Source organism: Streptomyces caniferus (genome assembly GCF_009811555.1).
Taxonomy (GTDB): Bacteria; Actinomycetota; Actinomycetes; order Streptomycetales; family Streptomycetaceae; genus Streptomyces; species Streptomyces caniferus.
Window position 1 is genome coordinate 4,810,406 of record NZ_BLIN01000005.1, and the last position, 12,612, is coordinate 4,823,017.

The window sequence follows — 12,612 nt, forward strand, 5'->3', positions numbered from 1 at the left end:
GGGTCGTACCCATGGCTGGAAACACCCGGGGGACGTCCCCCGCACCCCCGAAAGCGAGCGACGACCCGCTCGCGACCCTGGCCTCGCTACCGGGGGTCGCCGACTCCGTGGCCGCCGTCCGCAAGGGCGTCGACCGGGTGTACGGGCACCGGGTCATGCGGCGCCGCAGCAACGAGGTGACCTCGGAGGCGGCGCTGCGCGGAGCGCGCGGTTCCGCGGCCCTTTCGGGGGCCGACTGGGCGCTCGAAGAGGTCCGGCGCCGTACCGACTTCGGTGTCGAGGGCGAACCGCGGACCGTCGGCGCGGCCCTGCGGCTGACGGCCGAGGCCGGGCAGCTGCTCAGCGTGTGGCGGCAGTCGCCGCTGCGGGTGCTGGCGCGGCTCCACCTGGTGGCGGCCTCGGGGCGCAGCCCGGGCGAGGCCGAGGGCCGGCGAGGGCCGGACGAGACGGCGGACGACACTGTGGGGCGGCCCCGGCTGGCCGCGGAGCCGGTCGACGAACCGCTCATCGAGCTGCCGCTCCCGGATGCCGACGAGGTCGCCGGGCGCCTGGACGGGCTGTCGCGGCTGCTGCTCACCGGCACCGAGGCGCCGGCGCTGGTGACCGCGGCAGTGGTGCACGGCGAACTGCTGGCCCTGCGCCCGTTCGCCACCTGCAACGGGCTGGTCGCGCGGGCTGCGGAGCGGATCGTGCTGATCGGCAGCGGGCTGGACCCGAAGTCGATCTGCCCCGCCGAGGTCGGGCACGCCGAACTGGGGCGCGCGGCCTATGTCGCGGCCCTGGAGGGCTACGTCTCCGGCACCCCGGAGGGCGTCGCGGCGTGGATCGCGCACTGCGGACGCGCGGTGGAGCTGGGCGTACGGGAGAGCACCGCCGTCTGTGAGGCGCTGCAGCGCGGCGCGGCATAAGGGAAGCCGGGGCGAAAGCTCCGGTCGGTGCCCGAGAATTGCGGAAGCATTGCTTCATTGCCCCTGAACAGGGTTGCGGCGGTACCAATGGGTGGTACCGCCGCTGGCATGTCCGTCGGGTTACCATGCGTGCTCACATATATGCCCATCAGGTCGGAATCTTCGTCCGGTTACCTGGTGCGGCTGGCCCGTAATCGACGGGTCGGCGTCGCGTGGGTGCCCGACATTCATGCATCGGTCCGTGGGCCACTTCCTGCGTTAAAGGTGTTCCTCTCGGATGTCCTTGGTCTCGCGGGCCGTTAAGTCCTTTGTACTACTCGGGCGGGGCAAGCGGAACCCCAACCTGCAGATCTTTACGTTTGACTTCAAACGCGGGCATTGCGGGCGGTGCGACCGGTCGGGCCAATAACGCCAAGGCGTGGCTTTGCGGTTTTCCGCCGGCTCGTCGTGTACCAGACCAGCGTCGCGGTGGCCATGGCCGCACCCACCGCGGCCATGGCGGCGAGCACCGGCCGCGAGGGCATGGACAGCGACGGAAGCCGCTGCTTGAGCGGCACCGGGCGGTTGAAGGAGAGAACCGGCCAGCCACGCGCCACCGCCTCACGGCGCAGCGCCCGGTCCGGGTTGACCGCGTAGGGGTGACCCACCGCCGAGAGCATCGGGACATCGGTCGCCGAATCGCTGTACGCATAGCAGCGCTCGAGGTCGTATCCCTCGGATGCGGCGAGTTCCCGGACGGCCTCCTCCTTGGTCGGGCCGTAGGCGTAATACTCCACCTCTCCGGTGAAGCGGCCGTCCTCGCCGACGACCATACGGGTGGCCACCACCCGGTCCGCGCCCAGGAGTTCACCGATCGGTTCGACGACCTCGGCGCCCGAGGTGGAGACGATCACGACGTCCCGTCCGGCGGCGTGATGCTCCTCGATGAGCGAGGCGGCCTCGTCGTAAATGATGGGGTCGATGAGATCGTGCAGCGTCTCGGCGACGATCTCCCGCACCTGGGCGACGTCCCAGCCGCGGCACAGCGAGGAGAGGTATTCCCGCATGCGCTCCATCTGATCGTGGTCGGCGCCGCCTGCCAGGAACACGAACTGGGCGTACGCAGTGCGCAGTACGGCCCGCCGATTGATCAGGCCGCCTTGGTAGAACGACTTGCTGAAGGTCAGCGTGCTCGACTTTGCAATGACGGTCTTGTCCAAGTCGAAGAACGCGGCAGTACGGGGAGTCGAGTGAGGCACGGAGTGGTTTTCCACGGGGCGAGCATAGGCGCCCACCATTCGGCGTAAGGTGTGGCGCGTGGGTTTGCCTGAGAAGGCTCTCGGGTACACCATGGAAGTCACGGATCGTTCGCGACCGTGCTAACCCGGTCCGGCTCCTCCCCCCCCGAGTCGGCCGTGGGGACGACCCCCGCTCTCCCCCCCGGCGGGGGTCGTCGCATGTCCGGACGCATTTTTCGCCGCCGGCCGCCGATCCGCTTCTCCCCTTGCCTGCGCGGCGCCGACACTCTCGGCGCAATCATCTCATTACGCACCGTAGTCGGCGTGCTCCTGTGAGGAAGAGTCTCCTGAGCCCCACAAGTAGCCGCTCGTCGCTGGAATAGGTGACAGGGATATTCACAACCCCCGGAGTTGTCCACAATTTCGGGTCAAGATCCACAAGGTTTTCCCGATCGCTGCATCGTAAAAAGCCGCGAGTTCGCGGATGGGCGAGTCGCGTAGCGACAGGGGGACAGAACGTGGCCGAAACAACGCCGTCGAAAGGGTCGGTCCGGACCAACGGGGAGCGGGGCGGGCCGCTCATCATCACCGAGGACGAACGACTCCTCGACGATCTTCTGCGGCTGTGCGCGGCGGCCGGTGCGCTGCCCGAGGTGGCCCACGGCCTGCCGGCCCGCAAGGGGGACTGGGAAGCGCCTCCCCTGGTGATCGTCGGCGATGACTGCGCGCCCCGGTTAGGCGGCGCCGCGCGGCGCGCGGGCGTCATCCTCACGGGCGGGGACGCGGACGACCAGGGTCTCTGGCGCCAGGCCGTCGCCCTCGGGGCCGAGCGGGTCCTCGCTCTTCCCGATGGCGAGCGCTGGCTGACCGACCGGATCGCCGACGCCGTCGAGGGCGTCGGGCCCCCGGCGCTGACGGTCGGAGTGATCGGCGGCTGTGGGGGCGCCGGCGCCAGCACCCTGGCCGGTGCGCTGGCTGTCACCGCGGCCCGCACGGGGCGGCGCACCCTGCTCGTCGACGGCGATCCACTGGGCGGCGGGCTGGACGTTCTGCTCGGCGGGGAGAAGGAGAAGGGGCTCCGCTGGCCCGCCTTCGCCGAATCGCGCGGCCGGGTGGCCTGCGGGGCGCTGGCGGAGTCGCTGCCGCGGCTGCACGCGCTACGGGTCCTCAGCTGGGACCGGGGAGCCGATGTCACCATCCCGCCCCCGGCCATGCGCGCGGTCATGGCCGCGGCCCGGCGGCGCGGCGGCGTCGTGGTGGTCGACCTGCCGCGCAGGATCGATGAGGCGACGGCAGAGGCCCTCGCGCAGGTGGACATGGGCCTGCTGCTCGTCCCCACGGAGCTGCGCGCGGTCGCGGCCGCCCAACGGGTGGCCTTCGGGGTGCAGAAGGTGCTCGGCGATCTGCGGGTGGTGGCGCGCGGGGTTCCCGGTCGCCATGGGCACGGACTGCCGCCGGACGAGATCGCCCGCCTCATGGAGCTGCCGCTCGCCGGTGAAGTGTCCTGGGAGGCCGGCCTGTTGGCGGACCTGTCACGTGGCGTACCACCGGGAGCGCAGGTGCGGGGGCCGCTGGCACGGTTCTGCGCGGGATTCTGGGAACGCGTGACGGAGAGCGGGAGCGGGAGCGAGAGCGGCGGGCAGGGTTCCGCGGCGCGGCCGGAGGCCTGGCCGGGGCACTGCCCGGGAGCGGGGCCGGGCGGAGGACCGGGGTCGGGGGCGGGTGGCGTCCCAGTGCCTGGAGCGGCGATGCGGGCCGGTGCGATGGTGTCGTGGCCGGTGGCCGGCCCCATGGGGGCCCGCGGAGCCGGCCGGGACGGTGGCTGGTCATGAGCCAGAGCCAGGTCTTGCTGGAGGCGGTGCGCAGACGCCTCGCCGAAGCCGGTGTGGAGCCCACGCCCGCTCGGGTGGCTCTGGCCCTGCGCGCGGAGGGGCGGCTCCTGGGGGACGCCGAAGTGCTGGGCGTGGTGGCCGCGTTGCGGTCCGAGATGGTCGGCAGTGGGCCGCTGGAACCCCTGCTGGCCGCGCCCGATGTCACGGACGTCCTGGTCACCGCGCCGGACGAGGTGTGGGTGGACCGCGGTGGCGGGCTGGAACGCACCGGCGTCCGCTTCCGGGACGCGGCGGAGGTGCGCCGGCTCGCCCAACGGCTGGCGGCGGTGGCGGGCCGAGGGCTCGACGACGCCCGGCCATGGGTCGATGCCCGGCTCCCGGACGGCACCCGGCTGCATGCGGTGCTGCCCCCGGTGGCGGTCGCGGGGACTTGCCTGTCCTTACGGGTGCTGCGGCCGCGGGCCTTCGCCCTCGCGGAACTGGTGGCGGCCGGCACGGTCCCGCCGGGCGGCGACCGGCTGCTCGGAGCGATGCTGGCGGCCCGGCTGTCCTTCCTGATCAGCGGCGGTACGGGCTCAGGGAAGACCACATTGCTCAGCACGCTGCTCGGGCTGGTCGGCCCGGCGGAGCGGATCGTCCTGGCCGAGGACTCGGCCGAGCTGCGGCCGGACCATCCCCATGTGGTGCGCCTGGAGAGCCGGCCCGCCAACCAGGAGGGGGTGGGCCGGGTGACGCTACGGGACCTCGTACGGCAGGCATTGCGCATGCGCCCGGACCGGCTGGTGGTCGGCGAGGTGCGCGGCGCCGAGGTCACGGACCTGCTGGCGGCGCTCAATACGGGCCATGAGGGCGGGTGCGGCACGGTCCATGCCAACGCGGCATGTGATGTCCCCGCGCGCCTGGAGGCCCTCGGTTCGACGGCGGGCCTGGATCGTGCCGCGCTGCACAGCCAGCTGGCGGCCGCACTGTCGGTCGTCCTGCACCTCGTACGCGACCGGACCGGTCGCCGCCGGATCGCCGAGGTCCATGTCCTGGAGCGGGACCGTGACGGGTTCGTGGTGACCGTGCCGGCGGCCCTCTGGAGCGCGGGCGGCTTCCAAGAGGCGCGGGGCTGGGGTCGGTTGATGCGGCTCTGCGAGCGGAGCGGGGACGGAGTCCGGTGAGCGCGGTCGGCATGGCGCTGGTGGCCGCGGTGCTCTGTGCGGTGGGGGCGGGCCGGCTGGCCGGTGGCCGTCGGGAGGACGTACGACGGCGGGCCCGCGCGCTGTTCGGGGGCGTCGGAGAGGCGGGCCCGGCAGTGGGGTGGCGGGCCTGGTTGCGGGGCGAGGGGGTGCGGAAGTGGTGCGCGGGGCGGGTGATCGAGGGGGAAGCCGGGCCGCGCTGGAGCTTCGGGCGCTGGGGGGCCTGCGGGCGGGAGATCTGGTGTCTGCCGGTGGGGCTGGTGGCGGCGGCGCTGGGCCGGTCCGTGCTCCCGGTACTCGCTTCTGTGGCGGCCCTCTTCCTGGTCCGCCGCCGGCTGGCCGCCCGTGGAGCGGTGCGTGCGCGCGACCGGCGCTCAGTCGCCGTGATCGGGCTGTGCGCGGCGGTGGCGGGGGAACTGCGGGCCGGACGGCAGCCCGCCCAGGCCCTGCTCGCCGCGGGAGCCCCGGGGCTCGGTACGGCCGGTTCTGCGGTGGTGGCGGCCGCGCGCTACGGCGGGGACGTGCCCCGGGCGCTGCGGGCCGCGGCACGGCTGCCGGGGGCCGCGGGGCTGACCGGTATGGCCGCGTGTTGGCAGGTGGCCGTGGAGGGCGGCGCGGGACTGGCCTCGGGGCTGGAACGGATCGCGGCAGCACTCAGGGCACAGAGGGATCAACGCGACGAACTGCGGGCGCAGTTGGCGGGCCCGCGGGCCACCGCGCTGATGCTCGCCCTGCTGCCGGCCGGCGGACTCCTGATGGGCAGCGCGCTCGGCGCCGACCCGCTGCGGGTGCTGCTGCACACACCGCCCGGGTGGGGCTGCCTGGTGATCGGCGGGCTCCTGGAGTGGTGCGGAGTGTCCTGGACGGCCCGGATCGTCGCTGCCGCGGAAGACACGTAGGGAGGGGATCGGTATGAACGTGGAAGTTGTCCACAGGGTGGGGATGGCGGTTGCCGCCATAACGGCGTTGCTGTGCGCCGTGGCCCTGGTGCGGGAGGCGCGTCGTGGGCGGGCGGTGCGGACGCGGGTGTCGGGGCTGTGGGGTGCGGGACCCGGTCGATATGGCGGGTCCGGCGCCCGGAACAGGAAGTTCTCCCGGTTCCGACGCCGCAGACGAACGGTGATCACGAAGGACGGCACGGTACGAAACGGCCTGCTGAAGGAGTGGGCCGGCCCGCTCGGAGCGGCTTGTTTCATGGTCATTCTCATCGGTGGCGTGACGGGTGTCCTGGCGGGACTCGCCGTGGGATACGGGGCGCATCGCCGGCTGGCGCACCAACGAGACGTGGAGGCGGCCCGGTCGGCGGTCGCGGAGGTACAGGCGGAGCTGGCACCGGCGGGCGATCTGCTGGCGGCCTGCCTCGCGGCGGGCGCCGGTCCACGGGAGTCGGCCGAGGCGGTGGGCCGGTCGCTCGACGGGCCGGTCGCCGAGCGGCTGCGCCAGGTGGCGGCGGAACTGCGGCTGGGTGGTGAACCCGCCGTCGTATGGCCCCGGCTGGCCGCCCTGCCCGGTGCCGAAGGGCTGGCGCGCTGTATGGAGCGCGCCGGGATATCCGGGGTGCCGGCCGTCGAGTCGGCGTCCCGGGTCGCCGCCGAACTCCGTGCGGAGCGGGCCCGAGCGGCGACCGCGCGAGCCCGGCGGGCCGGGGTGCTGGTCACGCTCCCGCTGTCGGCGTGCTTCCTGCCGGCGTTCCTGGCGCTCGGAGTCGCGCCGGTGCTCATCGGCCTGGCGGACGGCCTGCTGGGACGTAACTGAGCTGTGAGGGAGGTGAGTTCGCGCGCCGACGAGCGGAGCGGGACGAGGCCGGCGGACAACGGCGGCGGCTGAGACCGGATCGCCGGCGGGGAGCCCGGCTCACCGACAGCGCCACCGGCGGGGGAATCGCCACCGCCACCGGCACCGGCAGGGGCATCGACGCCGGTGAACGCGCCCCGCTGCCGGCGGTGTCGGCAGCGACCGGGCTCGGTCACCGGCCAGGTCAGAGGAGAGGCGGTACCTCGAAGCCGTACATCGAAAGCCAAATGTCAGGGGGCACTCGGCAGAGGCCATTCATCGGGTGCCATTCATCAGTCGCTGTGCAAAGGGGGACGAAATGTTTCGAGCTGGAGTGTTTCGACGGTGGAGGGCCCGGCTGCGTGCGCTCGGGGCCGACGACCGGGGGATGACCACGGCGGAGTACGCCGTGGGGACGCTCGCGGCGTGCGCCTTGGCGGCGGTGCTCTACAAGGTCGTGACGAGCGGACCGGTGAAGGCGCTGCTCCAGGCGGCGTTGGAGCGGGCGATCAATGTTCAGTTCTGACGGTCGCTCCCCGGGCCTTCGGGCCCGGGGAGCCCCGCGAGCTGCCCGTGACGGCGGATTTGTGACGGCCGAGACCGCTGTGGTCATGCCTGTGCTGGTGGCGGTGGTGGCTGCGCTCATCTGGGGGCTGATGGCGGTGTGCGCCCGTATCGAGTGTGTGGATGCCGCGCGGGCCGGGGCGCGGGCCGCGGCGCGGTCGGAACCGCGGGCGGCGGTGATGTCGGCGGCGCGGAGCGCGGCTCCGAGGGGCGCGCGGGTCGCACTGGCGCGGGAGGGCGATCTGGTGCGCGTACGGGTGCAGGCCGAATTACCCGGCGTGGGCCAACTGACCGTGCGGGTCGGAGGGGAGGCGGTGGCTCTTGCGGAGGAGACGGTGCGGCGATGAGGGCTCGGCGACGGTCTGGACGGTGTTCGCGGCGGCGGCGCTGTGCGCGGTCTTCGTGGCGCTGATGGGGGTGGGGCAGGCGATCGCGGCGCGGCACCGAGCGGGTGGCGCGGCAGACCTGGCGGCGCTGGCCGCCGCCGATCACGCCCTGCAGGGCCCGGCCGCGGCCTGTGCGGCAGCCCACCGGGTGGCGGCAGCACAGCACACCCGCCTGGTGCGCTGTGCGGTGACCGGACCGGTCGTCGATGTCTCCGCCGAGGCGGGCCGCAGCCCGTTCACCTCCCGGGTACGGGCCCGGGCCGGGCCGGCGAGCGGTGACCTGGCGTCGTCCCGGGCTGGGCCGACGGGGCACGGCGACCGGGCGCTGGGCCGGGAAGACCCTCCGCCTTGCGATCGCACGCACCGGACACCGCAAGTCCCGCCCTGCGGGCGAACGACGGGACTTCTAGTCCCCCTGCGGCACTCCGCGCAGCAGCTCGCCCAGCAACCGGATGGCTCCCCGCTTGTGGAGCGGGTCGTTGCCGTTGCCGCACTTGGGGGACTGGATGCAGGAAGGGCAGCCGGCCTCGCATTCGCAGGAGGCGATGGCGTCACGGGTGGCGGTGAGCCAGTCGGCGGCCGTGTGGAAGGCGCGCTCGGCGAATCCGGCGCCGCCGGGATGGCCGTCGTAGACGAAAACGGTCGGCAGCAGGGTGTCCGGGTGGAGCGGTACGGAGACACCGCCGATGTCCCAGCGGTCGCAGGTGGCGAAGAGTGGCAGCATGCCGATGGAGGCGTGTTCCGCGGCGTGCAGCGCGCCGCCCAGCTGCTCGGGATTGACGCGGGCGGCGTCGAGCTGGTCCTCGGTGACCGTCCACCACACCGCGCGGGTGCGCAGCGTACGGGGCGGCAGATCGAGTTTGGTCTCGCCCAGGACCTCGCCGGTGATCAGTTTGCGGCGCAGGAAGGAGACGACCTGATGGGTGACCTCCACGGAACCGAAGCACAGCCGGCCGTCCCCCCAGGGGATCTCGGTGTCGGTCTCGAGGACGGCGATGGCGGTGGTGTCGCGGGCGGTCGTGGAATAGGGCGGGTGGGCCTCCTCGACGAGCGCCACATTGTCCGCCAGGTCGAGATGCCGGACGACATAGGTACGGCCCTGATGGAGGTGGACCGCGCCGTCGTGGACGGTGGTGTGCGCGGCGGCGGCGTCCACGGTGCCCAGCAGCCGCCCGGTGCCCTCCTCCACGATCTGCACCGGCGAGCCGCCCTGGCCGCGGATGTCGGTAAGGTCGACGGCCCGCTCGCGGCGCGTCCAGTGCCAGGCCTTGGCACGACGTCGCAGCAGGTTGGCGGCCTCCAGCTGCGGCATCAGACCGCCGGCCGCAGGCCCGAAGAGCGCGAAGTCGGATTCGGTGAGCGGGAGTTCGGAGGCGGCCGCGCACAGGTGCGGGGCGAGCACGTACGGGTTGTCGGGGTCGAGGACGGTGGACTCGACGGGCTGGTCGAAGAGTGCCTCGGGGTGGTGGACGAGGTAGGTGTCCAGCGGGTCGTCGCGGGCCACGAGCACGGCGAGTGCGCCCTGCCCGGAGCGGCCCGCCCGGCCGGCCTGCTGCCACAGGGACGCCCGGGTCCCCGGATAGCCGGCGATGATCACGGCATCCAGACCGGAGACGTCCACGCCCAGTTCGAGCGCGGTGGTGGCGGCCAGGCCGAGGAGATCGCCGCTGTGCAGCGCGCGTTCCAGGGCGCGGCGCTCCTCGGGCAGATATCCGCCCCGGTACGCGGCGACGCGCCCGGGCAGCGAGCGGTCCACCTCCGCGAGCCGCTCCTGCGCGATCAGGGCGATCAGCTCGGCGCCGCGCCGGGAACGGACGAAGGCGACGGTGCGTACGCCCTGGACGGCGAGGTCGGTGAGCAGGTCCGCGGTCTCGGCGGTGGCGGTCCGGCGCACCGGGGCGCCCTGCTCGCCGTGGAGCTCGGTGAGCGGCGGCTCCCACAGGGCGAAGGCCAACTCGCCGCGCGGCGAGGTGTCCTCGGTGATCTCCACCACGGGCAGGCCGGTGAGCCGGGTCGCGGCCTGCGCCGGCTCAGCGGCCGTGGCGGAGGCGAGCAGGAACACCGGCTCGGAGCCGTACCGGGCGCAGATGCGGCGCAGCCGGCGGATGACCTGCGCGACATGGGAGCCGAAGACGCCGCGGTAGCTGTGGCATTCATCGATGACGACATAGCGCAGCGCGCGCAGGAAGGAGGACCAGCGGGGGTGGGCCGGCAGGATGCCGCGATGCAGCATGTCGGGGTTGGTCAGGACGTAGTTGCCGTACTGGCGGACCCATTCGCGCTCCTCGACCGGGGTGTCGCCGTCGTAGACCGCGGGTCGCACGGCCGTGCCCAGCGGGGCGGCCAGTTCGCGCACGGCACGCCGCTGATCGGCCGCCAGCGCCTTCGTGGGGGCCAGATACAGGGCTGTGGCGCCCCGTCCGTTCGGAGCCTCGGAGCCGTCCAGGAGCGTGGAGAGGACCGGCGCGAGATACGCCAGGGACTTCCCCGAGGCGGTGCCGGTGGCGACGACGACCGACTCGCCGCGCAGTGCGTGTTCGGATGTCCGTGCCTGGTGGGCCCAGGGACGATCGATTCCGGCCGAACGGATGGCACCGATCACCTCCGGCCGGATCTGTTCCGGCCAGTCGGCATGGCTGCCAATGCGCGGGGGCAAGTGCTCCGTATGAGTGATGCGCGCAGCGCGGGTCGCGCCCCGGGCGAGACGGTCGAGAATCATGCCTGGGGAAGGGCGCGCGCCCGCATCCGGCGGGACTGGATTGGAGGCCATCGGCACCGAGTGTGTCACCGGAGTGACGGACAATGCTCAAAGGGCGTCGTGCACGCCTGCCGGTAAGTGATTGAATGCCATCGCGGCTGCCAGATCCGCCCCTACCTTCGGTGGGGAGGCCCCAGGGGGGCGACCGCTCGATAGCAAGGTGCTGGAGGATCCGTGGACCTGTCCCTGTCGACCCGGACCGTTGGCGACCGTACGGTCGTCGAGGTCGGTGGCGAGATTGATGTATACACCGCGCCCAAGCTGCGCGAGCAGCTGGTCGAGCTTGTGAACGACGGAAGCTACCACCTCGTGGTGGACATGGAACGTGTCGACTTCCTCGACTCCACTGGGCTCGGCGTGCTGGTCGGCGGACTGAAGCGGGTGCGTGCCCATGAGGGCTCGCTGCGCCTGGTCTGCAACCAGGAGCGCATTCTCAAGATCTTCCGAATCACCGGACTGACCAAGGTGTTCCCGATTCACACCTCGGTCGAGGAAGCCGTCGCAGCTACCGACTGACGGCTTTACCGGTCCCCCGCGCCAGCAGGCGCGGGGGGAGGAAGCAGTGGGGGGTTCCGGACACGGTGTCCGGCCCCCTGCGTCGCACGCCCGCAAAACGAGGGGGATGGCATGGCCACCGTCGAACTTCGCTTCAGCGCCCTTCCCGAGCACGTCCGCACCGCGCGTCTGGTTGCGGCTGCCGTGGCACGGCGCGCCGGGGTGGACGAGGCCGTGCTGGACGAGGTGCGGCTCGCCGTCGGCGAGGCCTGCAGCCGGGCCGTGGGGCTGCACGAGAGCCATGACATCGCCGAGCCCGTCCGCGTCCTGCTGATCGAGGACGAGAAGAAGTTCTCGATCGAGGTGGGCGACGGCGTCTCCGGCGACTCCGGTACGTCCGGCGCGCGGGGCGGCGACGAGAACGACGGTGGCGCGGACAGCGACGCCGAGGGCGAGGACGAAATGGGCCTCGCGGTGATCAGCGGGCTGGTCGACGATGTCGAGGTGACCGTCGGCAAGGACGGCGGGCTGATTCGCATGACCTGGCCCACCACGACGGCCGCGGTCCTGCCGTAACTGCCCCGGCGGAGCGTCCGGAGGATGCCCCGGGGAGCCGAGCTGCGTCCGTAGTCGGTGGGGCCATCTCGTGATGCCTGTCGGCACGCTTGCGCCGCTCCCGGCCGTACCCGGTCGATCAGAATCTGACGGGGCTCCACGCCCCGAGTCCGGCAGCCGGCATCCGCCTCATCCGCCCATCCGGCTCATCCGCTTGTCCTGAATCTTTTTCTCGGGGCTTCCCGTGCCGCGTGACGGGTCTCTGACGCCGAGGGCGTGGGCGCGCCGGGCGGCGCCTCCAGCGGGCGGTCACTGCGGTCGACGAGGTTCCGGACCCCGTTCGGCGGCGGCGTGCCGAGGTCGTCTCCTGCGGGTCAGCGGGTCGGAGAGACGCCGGGCCAAGAGCGCCCCGCGGCCGCACTCATCCCGCCGTGCCCCCACCCAAGCTGCGGCCTCCCCTTCCCCCCCACCGAGCTGTGGCCTTCCCGGCCCCACGGGGCTCGCATGCCTCCACAGAGCTGCCCCCAGCGCCCCAGAAGGCCATCGCAGCCCGCCGCACCCGCCTCGCCGTAGGCCCGACACACCATGGCCCCCGTTCGGCCCCCGTTCGGCCCCCGTCCGGCACACGCTCGCCCCGACGCCCCGACGCCCCGACGCCCCGACGCCCCGACGCCCCGCCCCGGACGCCTCCCCGTGGAATCCAGCGTTGCGATCCGGACTCGATCTGATGGGGCCTCACCGGGCGTCGGGGCGTGGGCCGTGCGTCGTGGGCCACCCGTTCGGCCGAAGCCGGGCGGATCAATTCTCTCCGGCGTCACGCGGGTCCATGGCGTCCCAGGTTCCGGAGTGGGGTCCTTGAGCAGCGACGATCAGTTTGCGATCCATGGACGATCAGTACGACAGAGAGATCATCGGTCGGTGGTCAGCAAATTCGTGGCTTTCC

Annotated in this window: 11 protein-coding genes and 1 pseudogene; 10 read left to right on the plus strand and 2 right to left on the minus strand. The window is 72.8% G+C overall.

What is annotated here, in order from left to right; all coding sequences use genetic code 11:
• The first annotated feature begins 11 nt into the window (after positions 1-11).
• Positions 12-908: a Fic family protein gene (locus Scani_RS37600; protein ID WP_159482114.1), complete on the plus strand. Its 897-nt coding sequence runs from the start codon at positions 12-14 to the stop codon at positions 906-908.
• Positions 909-1,273: 365 nt separating this feature from the next.
• Here the strand turns inward: Scani_RS37600 and Scani_RS37605 are convergent, their stop codons facing one another.
• Positions 1,274-2,185 (minus strand): HAD family hydrolase, encoded by a 912-nt coding sequence (locus Scani_RS37605; RefSeq protein ID WP_159482115.1) that lies wholly within the window; start codon positions 2,183-2,185, stop codon positions 1,274-1,276.
• Between the two features lie 458 nt (positions 2,186-2,643).
• Between Scani_RS37605 and ssd the strand changes: the two genes are divergently transcribed.
• The 7 genes and pseudogenes from ssd to Scani_RS42030 form a co-directional block, all read left to right on the plus strand.
• The gene (ssd, locus tag Scani_RS37610; protein WP_159482116.1) at positions 2,644-3,957 is read left to right on the plus strand and encodes a septum site-determining protein Ssd; all 1,314 of its coding nucleotides are present in this window, start codon (positions 2,644-2,646) and stop codon (positions 3,955-3,957) included.
• Positions 3,954-5,120 (plus strand): TadA family conjugal transfer-associated ATPase, encoded by a 1,167-nt coding sequence (locus Scani_RS37615; protein WP_159482117.1) that lies wholly within the window; start codon positions 3,954-3,956, stop codon positions 5,118-5,120. The genes ssd and Scani_RS37615 overlap by 4 nt, the downstream gene beginning before the upstream one ends.
• An 11-nt stretch (positions 5,121-5,131) precedes the next feature.
• Positions 5,132-6,037 carry a type II secretion system F family protein gene (locus Scani_RS37620; protein ID WP_159482607.1) on the plus strand — a complete coding sequence of 302 codons (906 nt, stop codon included), beginning with the start codon at positions 5,132-5,134 and terminating at the stop codon, positions 6,035-6,037.
• Positions 6,038-6,332: 295 nt separating this feature from the next.
• A complete protein-coding gene (locus Scani_RS40175) occupies positions 6,333-6,893 on the plus strand; it encodes a type II secretion system F family protein (RefSeq protein ID WP_308686618.1) in 561 nt (186 codons plus the stop codon).
• 406 nt (positions 6,894-7,299) lie between these two features.
• Positions 7,300-7,437: a DUF4244 domain-containing protein gene (locus tag Scani_RS37630; RefSeq protein WP_371872427.1), complete on the plus strand. Its 138-nt coding sequence runs from the start codon at positions 7,300-7,302 to the stop codon at positions 7,435-7,437.
• Positions 7,424-7,822 (plus strand): TadE family type IV pilus minor pilin, encoded by a 399-nt coding sequence (locus Scani_RS37635; RefSeq protein WP_159482119.1) that lies wholly within the window; start codon positions 7,424-7,426, stop codon positions 7,820-7,822. The genes Scani_RS37630 and Scani_RS37635 overlap by 14 nt, the downstream gene beginning before the upstream one ends.
• A gap of 55 nt (positions 7,823-7,877) precedes the next feature.
• Positions 7,878-8,069: pseudogene (locus tag Scani_RS42030) on the plus strand (Rv3654c family TadE-like protein); the annotation flags it as partial.
• A gap of 198 nt (positions 8,070-8,267) precedes the next feature.
• Here Scani_RS42030 and Scani_RS37645 read toward each other — a convergent pair.
• Positions 8,268-10,631: a DEAD/DEAH box helicase gene (locus tag Scani_RS37645; RefSeq protein WP_246296383.1), complete on the minus strand. Its 2,364-nt coding sequence runs from the start codon at positions 10,629-10,631 to the stop codon at positions 8,268-8,270.
• Positions 10,632-10,793: 162 nt separating this feature from the next.
• On the opposite strand from Scani_RS37645, the gene bldG reads away from it, so the two are divergent.
• Both bldG and Scani_RS37655 read left to right on the plus strand, forming a co-directional pair.
• On the plus strand, positions 10,794-11,135 hold the full coding sequence (gene bldG, locus Scani_RS37650) for an anti-sigma factor antagonist BldG (RefSeq protein ID WP_030412609.1): 342 nt from the start codon (positions 10,794-10,796) through the stop codon (positions 11,133-11,135).
• 111 nt (positions 11,136-11,246) lie between these two features.
• On the plus strand, positions 11,247-11,690 hold the full coding sequence (locus tag Scani_RS37655) for an ATP-binding protein (RefSeq protein WP_159482120.1): 444 nt from the start codon (positions 11,247-11,249) through the stop codon (positions 11,688-11,690).
• Positions 11,691-12,612 lie beyond the last annotated feature (922 nt).